Source organism: Vibrio pacinii DSM 19139, assembly GCF_000711795.1.
Lineage (GTDB): Bacteria > Pseudomonadota > Gammaproteobacteria > Enterobacterales > Vibrionaceae > Vibrio > Vibrio pacinii.
In genome coordinates, this window is record NZ_JONH01000002.1 from 220,238 (window position 1) to 239,375 (window position 19,138).

General features: G+C 47.4%; 20 protein-coding genes. 19 read left to right on the plus strand and 1 reads right to left on the minus strand.

Going from position 1 to position 19,138, the window contains the following annotated elements:
• The first annotated feature begins 3 nt into the window (after positions 1-3).
• The 16 genes from BS19_RS03210 (at position 4) to BS19_RS03285 (ending at position 14,372) form a co-directional block, all read left to right on the plus strand.
• Positions 4-261: an acyl carrier protein gene (locus BS19_RS03210; RefSeq protein WP_038173283.1), complete on the plus strand. Its 258-nt coding sequence runs from the start codon at positions 4-6 to the stop codon at positions 259-261.
• Positions 261-821 carry a COG4648 family protein gene (locus tag BS19_RS03215; protein WP_038173286.1) on the plus strand — a complete coding sequence of 187 codons (561 nt, stop codon included), beginning with the start codon at positions 261-263 and terminating at the stop codon, positions 819-821. Before BS19_RS03210 ends, BS19_RS03215 begins: the two co-directional genes overlap by 1 nt.
• Positions 822-825: 4 nt before the next feature.
• A complete protein-coding gene (locus BS19_RS03220) occupies positions 826-2,205 on the plus strand; it encodes an AMP-binding protein (protein ID WP_038173287.1) in 1,380 nt (459 codons plus the stop codon).
• 11 nt (positions 2,206-2,216) lie between these two features.
• Positions 2,217-2,576, plus strand: a complete 360-nt coding sequence (locus tag BS19_RS03225) for an ApeI family dehydratase (RefSeq protein ID WP_038173574.1) — start codon at positions 2,217-2,219, stop codon at positions 2,574-2,576.
• Between the two features lies 1 nt (position 2,577).
• Positions 2,578-4,284, plus strand: coding sequence for a glycosyltransferase family 2 protein (locus tag BS19_RS03230; RefSeq protein WP_084185934.1), 1,707 nt, complete (start codon positions 2,578-2,580; stop codon positions 4,282-4,284).
• Positions 4,268-5,821 (plus strand): HAL/PAL/TAL family ammonia-lyase, encoded by a 1,554-nt coding sequence (locus BS19_RS03235; RefSeq protein ID WP_038173291.1) that lies wholly within the window; start codon positions 4,268-4,270, stop codon positions 5,819-5,821. The genes BS19_RS03230 and BS19_RS03235 overlap by 17 nt, the downstream gene beginning before the upstream one ends.
• The gene (locus BS19_RS03240; RefSeq protein WP_038173293.1) at positions 5,821-6,270 is read left to right on the plus strand and encodes an acyl-CoA thioesterase; all 450 of its coding nucleotides are present in this window, start codon (positions 5,821-5,823) and stop codon (positions 6,268-6,270) included. Before BS19_RS03235 ends, BS19_RS03240 begins: the two co-directional genes overlap by 1 nt.
• Complete coding sequence (locus BS19_RS03245) at positions 6,267-6,875, plus strand: outer membrane lipoprotein carrier protein LolA (protein ID WP_038173294.1); 609 nt, start codon at positions 6,267-6,269, stop codon at positions 6,873-6,875. Before BS19_RS03240 ends, BS19_RS03245 begins: the two co-directional genes overlap by 4 nt.
• Positions 6,847-9,183, plus strand: a complete 2,337-nt coding sequence (locus BS19_RS03250) for an MMPL family transporter (RefSeq protein WP_038173295.1) — start codon at positions 6,847-6,849, stop codon at positions 9,181-9,183. The genes BS19_RS03245 and BS19_RS03250 overlap by 29 nt, the downstream gene beginning before the upstream one ends.
• The gene (locus BS19_RS03255; RefSeq protein WP_038173296.1) at positions 9,180-9,794 is read left to right on the plus strand and encodes a DUF3261 domain-containing protein; all 615 of its coding nucleotides are present in this window, start codon (positions 9,180-9,182) and stop codon (positions 9,792-9,794) included. The genes BS19_RS03250 and BS19_RS03255 overlap by 4 nt, the downstream gene beginning before the upstream one ends.
• Positions 9,795-9,801: 7 nt before the next feature.
• Positions 9,802-10,989 (plus strand): beta-ketoacyl-[acyl-carrier-protein] synthase family protein, encoded by a 1,188-nt coding sequence (locus BS19_RS03260; protein WP_038173298.1) that lies wholly within the window; start codon positions 9,802-9,804, stop codon positions 10,987-10,989.
• Positions 10,982-11,446, plus strand: coding sequence for a hotdog family protein (locus BS19_RS03265; RefSeq protein ID WP_038173299.1), 465 nt, complete (start codon positions 10,982-10,984; stop codon positions 11,444-11,446). The genes BS19_RS03260 and BS19_RS03265 overlap by 8 nt, the downstream gene beginning before the upstream one ends.
• A complete protein-coding gene (locus BS19_RS03270) occupies positions 11,443-12,168 on the plus strand; it encodes a 3-ketoacyl-ACP reductase FabG2 (protein WP_038173300.1) in 726 nt (241 codons plus the stop codon). The genes BS19_RS03265 and BS19_RS03270 overlap by 4 nt, the downstream gene beginning before the upstream one ends.
• Positions 12,165-13,388, plus strand: coding sequence for a beta-ketoacyl-ACP synthase (locus BS19_RS03275; RefSeq protein WP_038173302.1), 1,224 nt, complete (start codon positions 12,165-12,167; stop codon positions 13,386-13,388). The genes BS19_RS03270 and BS19_RS03275 overlap by 4 nt, the downstream gene beginning before the upstream one ends.
• Positions 13,389-13,653: 265 nt before the next feature.
• Entirely contained in the window at positions 13,654-13,866 is a 213-nt protein-coding gene (gene cspE, locus BS19_RS03280; RefSeq protein ID WP_038173303.1) for a transcription antiterminator/RNA stability regulator CspE, read from the plus strand.
• A gap of 293 nt (positions 13,867-14,159) precedes the next feature.
• Positions 14,160-14,372, plus strand: coding sequence for a hypothetical protein (locus BS19_RS03285; protein ID WP_038173304.1), 213 nt, complete (start codon positions 14,160-14,162; stop codon positions 14,370-14,372).
• Positions 14,373-14,404: 32 nt separating this feature from the next.
• Here BS19_RS03285 and BS19_RS03290 read toward each other — a convergent pair whose 3' ends face one another.
• Complete coding sequence (locus BS19_RS03290; RefSeq protein ID WP_038173305.1) at positions 14,405-14,926, minus strand: DUF2058 domain-containing protein; 522 nt, start codon at positions 14,924-14,926, stop codon at positions 14,405-14,407.
• A 265-nt stretch (positions 14,927-15,191) separates the two neighbouring features.
• On the opposite strand from BS19_RS03290, the gene speA reads away from it, so the two are divergent.
• The 3 genes from speA to BS19_RS03305 all read left to right on the plus strand — a co-directional run bounded on the left by speA (position 15,192) and on the right by BS19_RS03305 (position 19,120).
• Positions 15,192-17,102, plus strand: a complete 1,911-nt coding sequence (gene speA / locus BS19_RS03295; protein ID WP_038173306.1) for an arginine decarboxylase — start codon at positions 15,192-15,194, stop codon at positions 17,100-17,102.
• Positions 17,103-18,029 carry an agmatinase gene (gene speB, locus BS19_RS03300; RefSeq protein WP_038173308.1) on the plus strand — a complete coding sequence of 309 codons (927 nt, stop codon included), beginning with the start codon at positions 17,103-17,105 and terminating at the stop codon, positions 18,027-18,029.
• A gap of 80 nt (positions 18,030-18,109) precedes the next feature.
• Positions 18,110-19,120 carry a DUF2804 domain-containing protein gene (locus BS19_RS03305; RefSeq protein ID WP_038173310.1) on the plus strand — a complete coding sequence of 337 codons (1,011 nt, stop codon included), beginning with the start codon at positions 18,110-18,112 and terminating at the stop codon, positions 19,118-19,120.
• Positions 19,121-19,138: the final 18 nt, after the last annotated feature.

Consider the following 19,138-nt stretch of genomic DNA (forward strand, 5'->3'; position numbering starts at 1 on the left):
TTCATGACAGATGTAAATAAAGAGCAAGTATTTGAGCAAGTTAAAGACGCGCTTGAAGAATTATTTGAAATTGACGCTGCAGACATTGTACCTGAGGCGCACCTTTATCAAGACCTTGACCTCGACAGTATTGATGCGGTGGACTTAGTCGTTCACCTACAAAATGCGACGGGCAAAAAAATTAAGCCTGCCGAATTTAGCGCAGTGCGAACCGTTGACGACGTCGTTAACGCGGTTACCGAGCTTCTCAAGGAAGCCTAATGCGCCAATTGCTGACAGTTTTGTCTGCAGTGGTGCTGCTTGCCTATCCGTTCGCCGTTTACTTTGGTATCGAACAATATGGCCTTTCCATGGTGGGGATACTACTCATCGCCGCCTTGGGAGTCCGCCTATTCTCTGTGCAACGTTCCCAACTTAAAGAACTTAAGTATGTTGCTCGGATAAGTGCGATCACTGGCATCTCACTGGTGGCTTTAGGCATGGCTTTCAAACAGTACGGCTGGCTGACCTTTTACCCCGTGGTGGTCAACCTCGCCATGCTGATTGTCTTTGCGTCAAGCTTCAAGCAGTCGCAAACCATCATTGAACGATTAGCAAGATTGCAACAGCCCGACCTACCTGCAAGCGGCGTCGCCTACACGCGAAAAGTGACCGCTGTGTGGTGTCTATTTTTTGTTTTCAATGGCCTGTTTGCCCTGTACACCTGCTTTCACTCGCTCGAGTTGTGGACGTTGTATAATGGCCTAATCAGCTACCTGTTGGCTGGTGCTCTGTTTGCGATTGAGTGGATTGTGCGCCAGTTTATTCGTAAGGACCAATAACCCGATGATGGATTCCTTTTCTTGCCTTGCAAGCTTAATGCAAGCACCACGTGATTCATCATCGATTGTCGCGTTCGATCATCACAGCCAAATTGCATGGCCACAATTCCAACAACACGTCGCCAGTCAGGCACAATTCCTGCGATTACAGTCAGGGCAACGAGTCGCGCTCTGTTTTGGCAACAGCTACTTATTTGCTGTACATTTTTTTGCCAGCTGTTATGCAGGAAAAGTGATTGTTTTGCCCGGAAACTATCAACCTGAAGCCGTGCGGGAACTTAGCGCTCATTATGATGTGTTGTTGCACGATAATGTCATTGCTCCTGCCGATCAAATCAACCGCGTGCTGATCAATCAAGACTCGCTGGCCCAATGCAAGTTAAGTGGCGAATTTGCATGGACGGCATTATCCACCGAGTCGATTGAACTCACTCTCTTTACCTCTGGTTCAAGTGGTAAAGCCAAAGCCATTAGCAAGAGCTTACAACAGCTCAACAGTGAGATTTGCCTTCTAGAGTCCTTGTGGGGAGAGAAGATGGCCGGGTCACGAATCGAGAGTACCGTCTCTCATCAACATATTTATGGCTTACTGTTTCGCTTGTTATGGCCTCTGTGTGCAGGTCGCCCTTTTGCGATTCACAATTTAGAGTTTCCTGAGCAAGTGACACATCGTGCACACCAAGATTGCGTGCTGATCAGTAGTCCTGCGCTATTAAAACGCTTATCCGAAGAGCACAACAGTGCACCTCTTCGTTGCCTGTTTTCCTCTGGAGGTCCACTAAGCACTAACGCAGCGCAACATAGTCAGACACTGTTTGGCCACTTGCCAATTGAGGTGTTCGGTAGCACGGAAACTGGCGGTATTGCCTATCGTCAACAGCAGACTGCGGCTACACCGTGGCGCTTATTTCCTAGTATTGAAGCTGACCTTAACCGTGAACAATGCTTACGTTTGCGTGCCGAACATATTGATGGCAACAATTGGTATCAAACTGCCGATGCCTGTCACTTCCATGATACAGTCCACTTTGATCTGAAAGGCCGTACTGATCGCATCATTAAAATTGAAGAGAAGCGCGTCTCTCTGGTTGAAGTGGAAAAACGCCTTGAACAGTTAGAGTGGATTGAAGAAAGCGCGGTGGTCGCCATGATGGATGGCAACCGACTGTCACTTTGCGCCGTCATCGTTGTGACCACTTTAGGTGAAGCACAACTGGCTGAGCTAGGCAAAGGGAAATTTTGGCTCGCACTGCGTCAGGCGCTACGCGGCTGGTTAGAACCCATTGCTATTCCACGTAAATATCGCATTGTCGGTGAAATACCACTCAACAGCCAAGGCAAACGCCTGGTGGCTGAAATAGAACAACATTTCCAAGCAGAATAATGAATAACGACATGGAAAAAAGAAAACCCACGCTGCTTAAGGCGCAAACCGTTAAAGATCAGGCGACACTCAGCTTTAAAGTGGATGCGGATATTCTCGATTTTCGCGGCCACTTTACGCACTTTCCGTTGTTGCCAGGTGTGACCCAAATCGATTGGGCGCTGCATTACGCAATTCGCTACTTAAACACGCCTAAAAAGTTCAAAGGTATGGAAGTGATTAAGTTTCAAGAACCTATCTTGCCAAATGCCGAAGTCACTCTCGACCTCAATTGGGATAGCGACAAACAGAAACTGACGTTCAAATATAGCTCACAACAAGCGCAGCGGTTAGTCACCCACTCATCGGGCAAAATGAAATTAGGTGGTTAACGTGAATGATTATCAAGCCTGTTTCCTTATCCCCTGTTATAACCACGGCAGCACGATTGCCGACGTGGTGTCATCTCTCAAACCTTTTAACTTACCTTTTATCGTGGTTGATGACGGCAGTAATAGCGAAACTAAACAAGCGTTGCACACCTTAACGGAACTTGAGTCGATCACTTTGATTACCTTGCCCGAAAACCAAGGTAAAGGTGGCGCCGTAATGACAGGTATCCGCCATGCCCACCAGCTTGGGTACAGCCATGTCATCCAAATTGATGCTGACGGTCAACATGATATCGATGCTTTACCAAAACTGATTGCGCGTTCGCAAGCCTGCCCGACCCACTTGATCTCAGGCCAACCTGTCTATGATGACAGCGTACCTAAAGCGCGACTCTACGGGCGCTACGCAACGCATATCTGGGTATGGATAGAGACGCTCTCACTGACGATTAAAGACAGCATGTGTGGTTTTCGTGCTTACCCAGTAGCCAAAACGGTCGCCGTGCTTGATAAGTATGCTATCGGCACTCGAATGGATTTCGATATCGAGATCTTAGTGCGGATGTATTGGGAAGAGGTCGAGATTGAGTTTGTCGAAACACGGGTCATTTACCCACAAGGTGGCATTTCCCACTTTGATGCATTGTGGGATAACGTCAAAATCAGTTGGATGCATACCAAGTTGTTTTTCGCCATGTTACCAAGAATCCCTAAGCTAGTGGCTCGTAACCGCCGCCGAGCACAACAGAGCAACGCACATTGGTCAAAACGTCAAGAGCAAGGCACGATCTTGGGCATTAAACTGATGCTGGCGGTTTACAGCGTACTAGGGCGGGCAGTCTTTAATCAAATTCTCAAGGTCGTGATTGGTTACTACCATCTTACCGGCAAAGAGGCCAAACAAGCGTCACAACTCTATCTGAATCAGTTAAAGAAATACGCACAGGAAAACTCGCTGCACTTGCCAGCCAAGCTCGACAGTTACCACCACCTACTGTCGTTTGGTCACACTATGCTCGATAAACTGGCTGCTTGGAAAGGCGATTTTAGTGTTGATAATCTCACGATTCATGGCCAAGAACATTTTCAATCTATGGTCGAGCAACAGCAAGGCGTGGTGCTGCTGGGATCTCACCTAGGTAATATCGAGCTGTGTCGCGCGTTGGGCCGCAGGCACGCCGATGTCAAAATTAATGCTTTAGTGTTTACCGAACATGCCGAACGTTTTAATCGCGTGATGAAAGCGGTTAACCCAAATTCAGAGCTCAACCTGATCCAAGTCAGCTCCATGGGCCCAGACACCGCGATTTTACTCCAACAAAAAATCGAACAGGGCGAGTGGGTAGTCATCGTCGGCGATCGCACCTCGACCAGTAAAGAGAGCCGGTCGGTGTGGGCCAACTTTTTAGGTCAAGCGGCGCCGTTTCCGCAAGGCCCCTTTATGTTAGCTTCAGTATTAAAAGCGCCCGTTTACCTTCTATTTGGCTTACGTGATGACTCGCGCAAAAAGCCGCATTTTAATGTCTATTTCGAGCATTTTAGCGACCAAATCGTTCTACCTCGTCAAACGCGCCAACAAGCGCTAGCGCAAGTCGTACAGGACTACGCGAACCGTCTTGAACACTACACCCTGCAAGCCCCGCTACAGTGGTATAATTTTTTCAATTTCTGGACTTTAAGTAATCAGCAAGATGACGATGCAAAATAACAACACCATCACTTTTGGCGCCCAAGCGCTCACCATTGAAGACGTTGTGGCCATTGCCCAAGGTGCCAACGCTCATCTCAATAGTTCACCCGACTTTACCGCCAAAATTGATCGTGGTGTGGCGTTTCTTGAACGATTACTCCAAGAAGAAGGCGTAATTTATGGCGTGACAACGGGTTACGGTGACTCATGCACGGTGGCCATTCCGCCCAACTTGGTCGATGAGCTGCCACTGCATTTAACCCGCTTTCACGGCTGCGGTTTAGGCGACGTGCTGACTCATCAACAGTCTCGCGCCGTGTTGGCAACACGCTTATGTTCACTTGCACAAGGGGTATCAGGCGTGACCCACGATCTACTTAATCAGATTGTGACACTGATTAATCAAGACATTGCCCCACGCATCCCGCAAGAAGGATCGGTGGGAGCAAGTGGTGATTTAACCCCCCTGTCTTACCTAGCGGCAGTATTGATTGGCGAGCGAGAGGTGATCTATCAAGATGAAATGCACCCAACCGCCGAGGTATTTGCCAAGCTTGGTATTGAGCCCATTCAGCTAAAACCTAAAGAGGGCTTAGCGCTGATGAATGGTACCTCAGTAATGACGGCGCTCGCCTGTTTAGCCTATAAACGTGCCGAGTACCTTGCTCAGCTGTGTACCAAGATCACCGCGTTGGTTTCAGTCGGTATGCACGGCAACGATTTCCATTTCGATGAAGCCTTGTTTGCGGTTAAACCTCACCCAGGTCAGCAGCAAGTCGCGGCTTGGCTACGCGATGATTTAAAAGCCGAACGACCACCACGCAACAGTGACCGTTTGCAAGATCGCTATTCTCTGCGCTGCGCCCCTCATGTCATTGGTGTGGTACAAGACTCGCTACCATGGCTACGTTCAATGATTGAAAACGAGCTCAACAGCGCCAATGACAATCCAATTATCGATGGCGACAATGAACGTGTTTTACATGGCGGCCATTTCTATGGGGGTCATATTGCCATGGCGATGGATACGCTAAAAACAGGAATAGCGAATCTAGCAGACCTCTTGGATCGTCAAATGGCGCAGCTGATGGATTACAAATTCAACAACGGCTTGCCGTTTAATTTAACTGGCGCTGAAGGTGAACGAAAGCCGATCAATCACGGTTTTAAAGCCGTACAAATTGGTATTTCAGCTTGGACCGCAGAAGCCCTAAAGAACACCATGCCGGCAAGTGTTTTTTCACGCTCAACCGAGTGCCACAATCAAGACAAAGTGAGCATGGGCACCATCGCTGCCCGTGACTGTTTACGCGTTTTAGAGCTCACAGAGCAGGTCGCAGCAGCATCTTTACTGGCAAGCGTCCAAGCCATTGAAATTCGTCGCCGCCACAATGAGCTTGATGAACACCACATGAGTGAAAGCTTAAAGGCGATTCGTGATGCCGTTTTAAGCGAGTTTGAGTTTGTTGTAGAAGATCGCCCACTTGAGCACGATTTACGCCATTTCATTGCGCATATCCAGCAGCGCCATTGGCCGCTTTATCCGGAGGCCTAATGCAACAAGAGACTCAATTCCCACTTGAATCTGAGGTGACATTAATCACCTCATTCCAAGATGCCGATCCGATGGGTGTTATCTATCACGGTAACTACTTTCGCTTTTTTGAGGAAGCGCGCCGCGTACTGATGGATAAAATTGAATATGGCTATTTGGCAATGAATGACTCTGGCTATATGTGGCCAATCATTGACACTCGGGTTAAGTATGTCAAAGCGATTGCGTTTAACCACACCATTCGCGTCTGTGCCAAGCTCACTGAATGGGAAAACCGCCTGCGCGTTGACTACATCATTTATGACGCCGAAAGCGGCCAACGAATGTGCAAAGCCCACACCACTCAAGTCGCGGTATCAATCAAACAGCAAGAGATGTGTTTTGCTTCACCGAAGGTGTTTATCGATAAAGTTGAGCAGTGGCACAAGTACGGGAGATTGAGCGAATGAAAGCACGCCTATTCTTCACCCTACTCGCCCTGTCTCCACTTTGTTGGGGTAAGGTGAGCAACCTTGATGAGCTTGAATCCCAACTGGCGCAACACAGTGTTATACGTGGCGAATTCACCCAACGTCGCCATCTTGAAATGTTTGCACAGCCGCTCTCTTCACAGGGTGAGTTTACCTTAAGTAAACAGCAAGGTTTGTTGTGGCAACAACACAGCCCCTTTGCTGTCAATCTGGTTCTGACCCAAGATAAGCTGCGCCAGACGTTCGCCGATCAAGTGCCGCAAGTGATCAAGGCTGAGGATAACCCGATGGCATTCTATTTTAGTCGGGTATTTCTGGCTGTTTTTCACGGCGACACGGATACGCTAAAAACGCAGTTCGATCTTGATTTTAGTAGCAGTCCACAAGGCTGGCGCTTAATCCTAACACCTCGTCAAGCACCGCTTAATGTCGTATTTTCATCGATTACCTTAAACGGCCAACAACAAGTCGACGCGCTGACCTTGCAAGAGATTCGTGGTGACAAAACGGAAATTCAATTCTCGAATCAAACTCATCAACCAGAGACTTTAACTGATGCTGAACAAGCCCAATTCAGCTTCTAATCGTGTCACGATCAAGCACAAGATCGCCCTAGCGTGGCTTTCGCTGGTATTGTTGTTTATCGCTTTGCTGTCGAACCAATGGCTAACATCGCCACAATCGCCGATTGAAACCAACATCCTTAAGTTATTGCCAAAAAATCAACAAAGCCCCGTTGCAGAGCAAGCTTTTGAAACTGTCGCCAATAACTTGAGCGATAAAGTCGTGTTTATGGTTAGCGCCAACAACCAACCATCCCTCTATTCAGCCGCCGCTCAGCTTGAGCGGTCCTTGGTCGATAGCGGGCTGTTTAGTGATGTGGTGGGTAAAATTAATTCTGAGCAGCAAAATCAGTGGGCCAGTTATTATTTCCAACACCGTTTTCAGCAGCTAACGCCCGAACAGCGAGCACGTTTAACGACAAGCCCACAACAACAAACCCAGTACGTTATCCAGTCCATTTACAACCCATTTTCAGGTGTGACTGGCAAAGAGCTAATCAGTGACCCTTTTTTGTTATTTCGTGATTACTTATCCCAGCTCACTGCGCTCAACTCCGCCTTTACCATCAACAACGGTTTCTTGTCAGCTGAATATCAAGGTCAACAATATTTGCTGATCAGCGCCACCTTGCATGATTCACCATACAGCTTCCATGCCCAGCAAGGTGTCACTACAATAAACGATATTGAGCAAGCCATTCGCCAACAATATCAAGCCGATATTGATCATACTGGTGTCCTGTTTTATGCCGAATTTGGCACCCAAAGTGCCAAATCAGAAATTAGCACTATCGGTTTGTTTTCACTGCTTGGTGTGGTGATATTGATCATTGCCGTATTTCGAAGTCCAGTACCGCTGATATTAGCGCTGCTCTCTATCGGGGTCGGGTTGTTATCCGCCCTCGCGATCACCACTTGGCTGTTCGGCACTGTCCACTTGTTTAGTCTGGTGTTTGGTGCCAGCCTGATTGGCGTCTCGATTGACTATGCCTTCCACTACCTGACAGAACGGTTAGCGGCTGGTAATCAGTGGGATAGCCGCCAAGGGCTCAAGCATATTTTTGCGGCCATTACCATGGGACTTGTGACCAGTTTAATCGGCTACTTAGGCATGTTGATTGCCCCGTTTCCAGGTTTACAGCAACTGGCACTCTTCTCGTCCGTCGGTTTGATTGCCGCCTACGCCACGGTGGTCGCTTGGTACCCGGTTCTGGCCGTAAAGCCAAGTGCAAGTCGTCCATTACCAGGCCACACTTTGTCTCAGCGATGGCTGACGTTATGGTCGGGCAAATGGATCAAGTTGGGCTTGCCAGTGCTGGTCTTAGGTATCAGCCTACTGCCGCTGAGCGCGCTCCATTATGACGACGACATTCACCAGCTACAGGCCATGCCAACTGAGTTGAAACAACAAGAACAACGAATCGCTCAAATCAGTGGCGTTACGTCTTCGCAACAGATGTTGGTCGTCACCGCCAGGGATGATGAAGCACTCCTGCAACGACTCGAATCACTTTCAAGCACACTGGAGCAGTGGCAAATGAGTGGCGTTGTTAGCCACTATCAGAGTTTGGCTCAATATCTGCCATCGCAAGCGACGCAGTCTGATAATTACCAGTTAATTGCCACGCTTTACGACACGCAAGCCACCGCGTTGGCGAGCGCCCTAAAACTGAGCAACGTACCGAGTTTAACCCAACCTCTTGCGCCTATGACGCTGCAAGACTACCTCGCCCATCCGGTTTCAGAGCCGGTTCGTTTTCTCTACATTGGCCAGGTTGACCAACAAGTCGCTGCCATTGTGGTTCTAAATGGCATTCATCAGCTGGCAAGCGTCAAAGCATTTGCCCAAGACCATTCTGACATTAGCTACCTCAACAAAGCCGAGGAAATTTCCACATTGTTTGCTGAGTATCGACTAAAAGTGATGGAGTTACTGCTGCTGGCTGTGAGCTTAATTGGCATTCTACTGACTAAGCGTTATGGTTGGAAACATGCGCTACTTATTCTGCTGCCTTCGGTGATCGCCTGCTTAGCGGGGATAGCCACGGCTTCCGCGCTTGGCTCGACACTCAATTTGTTCAATTTGCTGGCGCTTATTCTCATCGTTGGGATAGGTATCGATTACACACTATTTTTTGCTGAAAAAGCACGTAGTCCGAGTACACTGCTCGCCATTAGCCTCTCTGCCATGACCACACTGCTGTCATTTGGTTTGTTGGCACTCAGTCAAACTCACGCCATTCATAGTTTTGGTATTACCGTGCTCAGTGGGATTTTTGTCGCTTGGCTGCTCTCACCCCTTGCCATCATCGATCAGGATAAAAAATGAAGACCCGTTACTCTGTTTTAGTGTTGATCCTGAGCCTGATGCTCAGCGCCTGTGCGTCAGAGCCACAAATTTCAACGCCACAGGTCGAGATAAGTCGTGGCACTAGCGTCACTCTTCCCACGCCGCGCTCGCTGGGGCTTTCACTAAGCGCGAGTCAGTTAATTGAGGCGAAATGGACCGTGGGCGAAAAAAGCCAAACTCAACAATTACCAGTACAACTGCAAGTCAGCCAAGATCAGTTAGTATTAGCGGGATTTTCATCTTGGGGAACACGGATTCTGTCGCTAAACTATCAACAAGCAGGGATAACCAGTGATGTTCTCCCCGGTTTAGGCTCAACACTTCCCGCGCCAGAGCAGGTGCTATTTAACCTAATGATCACGCTCTGGCCGAGTTCTGCTTGGGAAGCCTCACTAAATGAGGTAAGGTGGCAAATGATTGATAACGACTACTCCAGAGCTCTTTTCAATAATAACGGCGTTAAAGTCATTGATATCCAGTACAGCAATAAAGATAAGCTCAATGGAACGATCACTTTCCACCATTTGATTGATAACTACACGATCACAATTAAAACGCTGCAACACCAGCAACAACCATTAACACCATAGATAGCCCATGCTGACACACGTTTCTCTACCCATTTTTATTCAAGACTGTGGCTTTCACTCTGCAATGGGCTTTGAGCATGCTCAGATCCATCAATGCCTGTCCGGTCAACGCAGCGCGAACATGGTACGGGATGACCAAATTCTAAATTCAGGCCGCTCGACTATCATAGGTCGAGTCGATGACGAACTGCCATTAATCCCAGACCATCTGACGATGTTTAATACGCGTAACAACCAGCTTGCACTCTCAGCAATTAAGCAAATTGAAAGCTCGGTTAACGCCGCGATTGAAGAATATGGCGCCGAGCGAATCGCGGTGATCATTGGCACCAGCACCTCAGGCATTGCCGATGGCGAAATCGCCTATCAACAAAAGATCAATCACGGTGACTTTCCAAGCGATTATCACTATCGCAAACAAGAGCTTGGCAATACCAGTGACTTTATTGCGGCGTATTTCGCCATTACAGGTCCCTGTTATTCGATTTCGACCGCCTGCTCTTCAAGTGGCCGAGTCTTCATTACCGCCCAGCGCCTACTTCGCAGTGGTTTAGTGGATGCAGTGATTGTCGGTGGCGTTGACAGCATTTGCCGCCTCACGCTTAATGGCTTTAGTGGCCTTGAAGCTCTTTCTGCAAAACTATGCCAACCGTTTAGTGCATCGCGTGATGGGATCAATATTGGCGAGTCTGCCAGCGTGATGCTGCTTAGTAACAAACTGGCTAAAGTCGCCCTGCTTGGGGCAGGTGATAGCTCAGATGCTCATCACATTTCTGCGCCTCACCCACAAGGCAAGGGCGCGCAACAAGCGATGCAAAATGCCCTCGATGACGCCAAGCTTACCGTCAGTGACATTGGCTATATCAATGCTCACGGTACCGCAACGCCACTCAACGACAGTATGGAAAGCCAAGCGATTGATCGCCTGTTTGCCGATCACGTTCCGGTCAGCTCAACCAAGCCATTGACAGGCCATACCCTAGGCGCAGCCAGTGCGACCGAGGCAGCCATCGCCTGGCATATTTTATTTTACGATTTACCACTACCGATTCAGCATTGCCAAGATAAAGCGGACGATATTGCCGTGACATTAGTCGAGACTCAAACTCAACTGCATGGCAAGGCTATCTTAAGTAACTCTTTTGCCTTTGGTGGTAATAACATTAGTCTTATTTTTGGTTACTTCCATGACTAGCATTCCCTCTATTGACCAATTGCTTCCGCATGACGAGCCGATGATCCTGATTGATCGCGCACTCGAAGTCGAGCAAGACTCTATCCATTGCCAAGTCGAGATCTCGGGCAAGAATCCGTTTTTTAATACTCAAACTAACACACTACCCGCGTACGTGGGGATTGAGTTTATGGCGCAATCTGTGGCCGCTTGGTCTGGTTACCATGCTCTGACTCGCGGTGCGCAACCATCGATTGGTTTTCTGCTCGGTAGCCGCCGTTACAACACATATTGTGACGAGTTTGAGCAAGGGCAAATGCTCGATATCTACGCGGAAAAAATGATGGAAGATAACGGTATGGCCGTGTTTACTGCCCGTATTGAGCATCACGGTGAGACCGTGGCCAGTTGCCAGTTAAATGTCTATGTACCCACAGAAAAAAAACTACAAGAAATGAAGATTAGGAGTCAATCATGACCCGACACGTTTTAGTGACAGGCGCAAGTAAAGGCATCGGCAAAGCGATTGCCATCCAATTAGCCAACGATGGATTTACCATTGCCGTCCACTACATGGGCGATCAACAAGGTGCACAGCACACACTCGACACCATCATTGCACAAGGTGGCAGCGGACGTTTAATCCAGTTTGATATCAGCAATCGTGAAGAGTGCCGCGTTAAACTTGAAACGGACATCAGTGAACATGGTGCCTACTACGGCGTAGTTAATAATGCAGGTATTACTCGTGATACCGCTTTTCCTGCCATGACCGAAGAAGAGTGGGATGGCGTTATTCATACCAATCTCGATAGTTTCTACAACGTCCTACACCCTTGTGTTATGCCGATGGTGCAAAAGCGTAAAGGCGGGCGTATTGTCACTTTAGCTTCAGTATCTGGTTTGATGGGTAACCGAGGGCAAACCAACTACAGCGCCGCAAAAGCAGGCGTTATTGGCGCGACTAAGTCGTTGGCACTTGAACTGGCTAAACGGAAAATAACCGTCAACTGTGTCGCACCCGGGCTTATCGATACTGGAATGGTTGACGAGCACGTCAAAGAGCACGCAATGCCACAAATCCCACTGCGCCGAATGGGCGAACCAGAAGAAGTCGCTGGTTTGGTGAGTTACCTGATGTCTGATATCGCCAGCTATGTGACGCGCCAAGTTATTTCAGTCAACGGAGGCTTAATATGAGTCGTCGCGTTGTGGTTACAGGTATGTCTGGTGTTACCGCATTTGGTAATGACTGGCAATCGATTGAACCAAAATTGAGAGCATGTGAAAACGCCACTCAATACATGCCCTCTTATGAGCAATATGATGGCCTAAACACCAAACTTGCCGCGCCCATCGACCACTTTGAATTGCCAAAGCACTATAAACGTAAACAAGTACGCGGGATGGGCCGCGTGTCTAAACTGGCGACTGTCGCCACTGAAAATGCACTGGAACAGGCTGGGTTACTCGGCACCGAGGTTCTTACTAATGGTCAAACAGGCATTGCTTACGGTTCGTCAACTGGCAGTACCGATGCCATTGGCGCTTTTGGCGTGATGTTAAACGACAAAACCACCAAAGCAATTACCGCTACAACCTACGTACAAATGATGCCTCATACTACGGCCGTTAATGTTGGGCTTTTCTTTGGTCTAAAAGGACGCGTTATCCCGACCAGTAGTGCTTGTACTTCAGGTAGTCAGGCGATTGGTTATGCTTATGAGGCCATCAAGCATGGCTATCAAACCGTGATGGTCGCTGGCGGCGCTGAAGAGCTATGTCCAACCGAGTCAGCCGTTTTTGATACCCTTTTTGCCACCAGTTTAAAAAACGATGCTCCGAAAAGCACGCCACGGCCCTATGATGCGCATCGCGATGGTTTGGTTATCGGCGAAGGGGCGGGCACCCTTGTACTTGAAGAGTACCAACACGCCAAAGCTCGCGGAGCAACAATTTATGCTGAAATTATCGGCTTTGCCAGCAACTGTGATGCCGCACATGTCACTCAACCACAAATGGAAACCATGCAAATTTGTATGGAGATGGCATTGCAAAACGCGGGCATAGATGCGGATAAAATTGATTATGTTTCTGCCCATGGCACTGCCACCGATCGTGGTGACATTGCCGAGAGCAACGCCACAGCGCATGCATTAGGTAAGGTACCCATAAGTTCACTGAAGAGCTACTTTGGGCACACCCTAGGAGCGTGCGGAGCGATTGAAGCATGGCTAGGCTTAGAAATGATGCACACTGGTTGGTTTAATCCGACACTGAACCTAGACAGCTTAGACCCCCAGTGTGGCCACTTAGATTACATCACTGGCACAGGCCGTAACCTAGAGGTGACGTATCTGATGAGCAATAACTTTGCTTTCGGTGGTATTAATACATCAATTATTTTTGCCAAACCTTAACGTTTACAGCCCTCTAGAAGGGCTTTAAACAACCAATGCAAAATAATTTTAAAAAATGTTTAAATAAAGCTTTACACCTCCCGCCAAAGAGGTATTATGTACGTGCTCTGCAGAACAGGGTTATTAGTGAAACCGCAAGTCAAAAGTAAATCCTTAGAATTACCGCGTCATCGTTGTTATCCTCAGTGTTTCCCTTAGCTTCACCGTTACATTAAATAGTCAAAGTTTCAGCGCACTACATTAAATTAAATATAAGGGACACATTATGTCTAACAAAACAACTGGCACAGTAAAATGGTTCAACGAAGAGAAAGGTTTCGGATTTATTTCTCAAGAGAATGGCGGTGCTGACGTATTCGTTCACTTCCGTGCTATCGCATCTGAAGGTTTCAAAACTCTGAAAGAAGGCCAACAGGTTGCTTTCGAAGTTGAACAAGGCCAAAAAGGCCCACAAGCTGCTAACGTTGTAGCTATCTAATTTGAATTGGTGCAAGCAACATCAGTTGCTTGCACCAACTCTTCTCTAACCCTCACTATTTATCCTCTTTTTCGAACCTATCAAAACTTTGCACCTATCCTCACAAACTGTGCTTCTGTCTTCCTAGCTTCTCGTTTTCCAAGATAAATAACTGGCAACACCCCTATTAGTTTGATTTATGATCAAACCGATTTTTCATTAAGGCTTATTATGTCTCGTTCAACCGGTCGTAAGCGTTTTTGGTTTCAAAACGCACGCAATACTAAACAAATTTCACAAAAATAAGGAGAACTATGACAGTCCACTTTCATATGTTCCAAACTAGCCAGATCTGGCAAGCCGCTGTACACCAACTCAACAGTGATATTCTGCTTCGACATATTCGTGTTAACAGTGAAGTTGGTAATAGCCATCTTGCTCTCAACTACAGTGAAGACAGTCACACTGGTCAAATTCTTAATCAAGACAATGGCATTATTGGCGAGTTCATGGTTGAGCAGGCATAAACACTCGCCAATTAATTAGATAAACGTTCTGATTACCACATCAGATCGTCAGGTACGACAAAATCTGCGTATGGGTCATCTTCCGCGGCAATATCCTCTGCCAACGCATTTTGTTCAATCAACACACTGTCGTCACGCATGGCAATCTTCTTCGCCACTATGCTAGGAATGACGACATAAGACTCTTCATGACGCGCTATCGATAAAATCCCTTTCGCTAGCTGATCACGAACCAATGACTCAACATACAGTGACTTCACTAATGTCCCATCAGTAAAGTTGTACTTGATGTCACCCTCTTTCTGATCGAGTTTATTCATTTCAATAAGCTGCTTAATCTGCGCCTGAATCTCTTTATTCAAACGCTGCTCTTTTTGCTCATTACTGAGCGCTTTATCGTGCTCTTGTTGCTGACGTTTACTCTCTTCAACCGCCGCTTTTACTTCACGCGCTTGCACACGCGACTTCTTAGAGCCTTTTTTGGCCTTTTTCAGCTTTTTCTCATTCACTAAGCCAGCTTTAAGCATCTGCTCTTGCAGGGTTAATTTTGCCATGGTCATTCCACCCGTAATCAATTTGCCCACAGTTTAACGGTTCAGCTCAGGCAAATAAAGACACGTATTCACATTGAAAAAGCATTTGCCAAACTTCCGATAAAGCAATCCTAACGATAAATTGTTTTTGTTAGACACGATAAGCGTTTTAACCGTTAATACGCTCGACCTAGCGGCCTAGAATTTATTACCAACCCTATGTCTGGTATGGCTTCCCCTACCTGTGAGCCATGTTTATTTCCTCTCTGTTTTTGTGAGTTTTGATGTGGAAAACATTTCCAAACTTGATCGTATTCGTGCTGATTACAACGTAGATTACTGGAGCCAAGGCTTCTACGGTATTGATAACCAAGGTGAAGTTTATGTTTCACCTCGTAGCGATAATGCTTTTCAAGTTCCGCTAAGCCGTATTGTAACTAAACTTGTGCAGCACCAACTCAACCTGCCTGTATTAGTGCGATTCCCACAAATCTTGCACCAACGCGTGCACGGTATTTGTGAGGCGTTTAACCAAGCGATCGAAGAATACCAATATCAGAATAACTATCTGCTGGTTTACCCGATTAAGGTTAACCAACAAAAAGAAGTGGTTGATGAGATTCTTGAAAGCCAGGCTCAACTCGAAACCAAGCAGCTCGGACTCGAAGCAGGCAGTAAGCCTGAATTGTTAGCAGTATTGGCACTCGCGCAGAAAGCCAGCTCAGTGATCGTTTGTAACGGCTACAAAGATAGAGAATACATTCGCCTAGCATTGATTGGCGAAAAACTTGGTCACAAAGTCTTTATCGTCCTAGAAAAACTGTCTGAGCTTGATCTCGTGCTGAAAGAAGCCAAGAGTCTAGGTGTAAAACCACGTTTAGGTATTCGCATTCGCTTGGCGTCGCAAGGGGCAGGAAAGTGGCAATCGAGTGGTGGTGAGAAATCAAAGTTTGGTCTATCGGCTTCACAAGTATTGACGGTAATCGAGCGTCTGAAGCAAGAACAACAGCTCGATGCGATGCAACTGGTGCATTTTCACTTAGGTTCGCAAATGGCCAATATTCGTGATATCCGCAATGGCGTGAATGAATCGGCGCGCTTTTACTGCGAACTTCGGGAAATGGGTACCGACATTAAATACTTTGATATTGGTGGTGGCCTTGCGGTCGACTATGACGGCACGCGCAGCCAATCATCTAACTCAATGAATTATGGCTTAATTGAGTATGCACGAAACATTGTGACCACCGTAGGCGATGTATGTGAGCAATACGCTCAACCAGTGCCTGTGATTATTTCGGAATCGGGCCGTTCATTAACAGCGCACCATGCCGTTTTGATCACTAACGTGATTGGTACCGAGGCGTATCACCCAGAAGACGTCACTGTACCAAACGAAGATGACCCAACATTACTGCACAATATGTGGAGCAGTTGGCAAAATCTGCAAACTGGTAGTGATGCTAGAGCGTTGATTGAAACCTATAATGATACTCAGAGCGATTTGGCCGAAGTGCATACCCAGTTTGCAACTGGCGTGATGAACCTTCAGCAACGTGCATGGGCAGAACAACTCTCATTACGAATTTATTATGAGTTGAGCCGCCAAATGAGTAACAAAAACCGTTTCCATCGCCCTATACTTGACCAATTGAGCGAACGTTTAGCGGATAAATTCTTCGTTAATTTCTCGCTGTTCCAGTCGCTACCTGATGCTTGGGGTATCGACCAAGTATTTCCAGTGCTGCCCTTATCAGGCTTGGAAAATGTCGAAGATCGTCGTGCGGTGATGCTCGATATCACTTGTGACTCAGACGGCGCGATTGAACAATACGTCGAAGGTCAAGGGATTGAAACCACCTTGCCAGTACCCGCTTGGAGTAAAGACCAAGAGTACTTGATGGGATTTTTCCTGGTTGGCGCGTACCAAGAGATCTTGGGGGATATGCACAACCTATTTGGCGACACCCATAGCGCGGTAGTCACCGTTGACGAAAACGGTGAAGCACAAATTGAACGTATTGACGAAGGCGACACCGTTGAAGATATGATGCGCTATGTTCATATCGACGTTGATAAAATTCGCCTTAACTATCGTGAGCTCGTCTCTGAACGCGTTAACGCCGATGAGCAAGCTTCGATTCTCGCTGAATTAGAAGGTGGCCTGACGGGCTACACCTACTTAGAGGATTTCTAAATGAATGATTTGTTTACTAAGACTGATTATTCACTCTACTCAAACTCGATGAGCTTTTTGCGCAGACCTTATCTGCGCAACCCTGTCTCCGCGGATGCCGACCTTGTCGTACTCGGTGTCCCACTCGACATGGCAACGTCTGGTCGCCCTGGTGCTCGTATGGGCCCGGATGCGATTCGACGCGCGTCGGTCAACTTGGCTTGGGAAGGCAAAAAATTTCCTTGGGACTTCAACGTATTTGAACGTGTCAAAGTGATCGATGCCGGTGACTTAGTGTTCGATAGCGGTGATGCGGAAGATTTCACCTACCGCTTAGAAGCGGCCACCAGTGAAATTCTTAAAAGCGGTAAAACCATGCTCGCATTAGGCGGCGATCATTTTATTACTTTGCCGATTTTACGCGCATATGCCAAACATTATGGCGAAATGGCTTTGGTTCACTTTGATGCCCATACGGATACCTATGCCAACGGCAGCAACTATGACCATGGCACAATGTTTTATCATGCGCCGAAAGAAGGCTTAATTGCACCAAAGCATTCGGTACAGATTGGCATTCGCACCGAATACAAGCAGCAAGAACATGGTTTTAACGTCATCGATGCAATGCGAGCTAACGATCTCTCTGCAGACGAGATTGTCATGCAAATCCGCGACATCGTCGGCGACAAGCCTGTCTATGTCACCTTCGATATTGACTGCCTTGATCCTGCGTTTGCTCCCGGCACCGGAACACCCGTTTGTGGTGGCTTGAATTCAGACAAGGTACTTAAGGTTATTCGTGGGCTGGCGGGGATAAATATCATCGGCATGGATGTGGTGGAAGTCTCTCCTCCATACGATCACAGCGATGTGACCGCCCTGGCTGGTGCGACGATTGCTCTTGAGCTGATGTATGCCTGGGCGTCAAAGCGCGAAAGCGAATAAGCTCTACAAAAAAAGCTGACTTTCACCGGTCAGCTTTTTTGCTTAAACTAGTCTGAGTGTTAATTGTTTGTAAATAGAGCATGATAAAAACTCAAACGAAACCCGAGCGTTTAATTGGCCCAGAAGGTAAGCCTAACTATGGCTACTTCAATGCTGCGCCAAACCAGCTCGGTATCGATGACTTTGACTATCGCAACGCAATGGACAAGCCTGCAAGCCGTTTAGCCAAGCACTTCGATTTTAAGCAATTTCAGTTTGTTAGCCTATTTACCAAACGCTATGTAGTGGGTATCGCTATCGCCGATATTCGTTATTTAGCTTCAGCTTTTTGTTATGTCTACGACCGCGAACAAGACACCTTAGTTGAGCAGACGTGGCTGAGGCCACTCGGTTTTGATCACCAGATGTCTGGATCTAGTTTCCATGGAACCTGCGCCATTGCAGGTAAACTGAGTTTTGATATTCACCAAGGTCAGTGGCACGTTCATGCGCGTAGTCGTCACCTCGAATGCGATTTAACACTGCGGCCACTCAAAGCAAGTTTACCACTCGCGCTATGCACACCAACGGGTTACACAGGCTGGACCTATACCCAAAAGCACAATGGATTAAGGTTAGATGGCAAACTTGAAGTTAACGGCCACCAAGTCGACCTCAGCCAGGCTTTCGCGGGTTACGATTTTTCCGCTGGGTTTATGCGCCGAGAAACCAGTTGGCGTTGGGCCAGCATAAGTGCTCACAACCAAGGAAAGGTCATCGGCCTCAACCTCGCTGCGGGTGTTAACGAAACCGGAGCCTGCGAAAACGTACTTTGGATCGATGGTGAACGCCATTTGCTTGGCCCCGCGCAGTTTGAGTTCAATCGTGACGATCTAAGCCAAGCTTGGCGAATTACCTCGATTGATGACGCGATAAATCTCACTTTTCAGCCGCTTAATAAACGCAGTGAAAAGCTTAATCTTGGTTTTCTAAAAAGTAACTTTCGCCAGTTTATTGGTCATTTTAGTGGCGAGATTTGCGATAATCACGGCGAAAAACATCAACTACACCAAATCATCGGCTTAACGGAAGACCACTATGCTAAGTGGTAAGCTGAAATGATCACCATT

Excerpts from the sequence above, each read along its gene's own strand:
- BS19_RS03270 (WP_038173300.1), top strand. The coding sequence starts at position 11,443 with ATGACCCGACACGTTTTAGTGACAGGCGCAAGTAAAGGCATCGGCAAA.
- speB (WP_038173308.1), top strand. The coding sequence starts at position 17,103 with ATGAATGATTTGTTTACTAAGACTGATTATTCACTCTACTCAAACTCG.
- BS19_RS03290 (WP_038173305.1), bottom strand. The coding sequence starts at position 14,926 with ATGGCAAAATTAACCCTGCAAGAGCAGATGCTTAAAGCTGGCTTAGTG.
- BS19_RS03285 (WP_038173304.1), top strand. The coding sequence starts at position 14,160 with ATGACAGTCCACTTTCATATGTTCCAAACTAGCCAGATCTGGCAAGCC.
- BS19_RS03275 (WP_038173302.1), top strand. The coding sequence starts at position 12,165 with ATGAGTCGTCGCGTTGTGGTTACAGGTATGTCTGGTGTTACCGCATTT.
- BS19_RS03240 (WP_038173293.1), top strand. The coding sequence starts at position 5,821 with ATGCAACAAGAGACTCAATTCCCACTTGAATCTGAGGTGACATTAATC.
- cspE (WP_038173303.1), top strand. The coding sequence starts at position 13,654 with ATGTCTAACAAAACAACTGGCACAGTAAAATGGTTCAACGAAGAGAAA.
- BS19_RS03220 (WP_038173287.1), top strand. The coding sequence starts at position 826 with ATGATGGATTCCTTTTCTTGCCTTGCAAGCTTAATGCAAGCACCACGT.
- BS19_RS03245 (WP_038173294.1), top strand. The coding sequence starts at position 6,267 with ATGAAAGCACGCCTATTCTTCACCCTACTCGCCCTGTCTCCACTTTGT.
- BS19_RS03260 (WP_038173298.1), top strand. The coding sequence starts at position 9,802 with ATGCTGACACACGTTTCTCTACCCATTTTTATTCAAGACTGTGGCTTT.
- BS19_RS03235 (WP_038173291.1), top strand. The coding sequence starts at position 4,268 with ATGACGATGCAAAATAACAACACCATCACTTTTGGCGCCCAAGCGCTC.
- BS19_RS03265 (WP_038173299.1), top strand. The coding sequence starts at position 10,982 with ATGACTAGCATTCCCTCTATTGACCAATTGCTTCCGCATGACGAGCCG.
- BS19_RS03305 (WP_038173310.1), top strand. The coding sequence starts at position 18,110 with ATGATAAAAACTCAAACGAAACCCGAGCGTTTAATTGGCCCAGAAGGT.
- BS19_RS03255 (WP_038173296.1), top strand. The coding sequence starts at position 9,180 with ATGAAGACCCGTTACTCTGTTTTAGTGTTGATCCTGAGCCTGATGCTC.
- BS19_RS03215 (WP_038173286.1), top strand. The coding sequence starts at position 261 with ATGCGCCAATTGCTGACAGTTTTGTCTGCAGTGGTGCTGCTTGCCTAT.
- BS19_RS03225 (WP_038173574.1), top strand. The coding sequence starts at position 2,217 with ATGGAAAAAAGAAAACCCACGCTGCTTAAGGCGCAAACCGTTAAAGAT.
- BS19_RS03250 (WP_038173295.1), top strand. The coding sequence starts at position 6,847 with ATGCTGAACAAGCCCAATTCAGCTTCTAATCGTGTCACGATCAAGCAC.
- BS19_RS03210 (WP_038173283.1), top strand. The coding sequence starts at position 4 with ATGACAGATGTAAATAAAGAGCAAGTATTTGAGCAAGTTAAAGACGCG.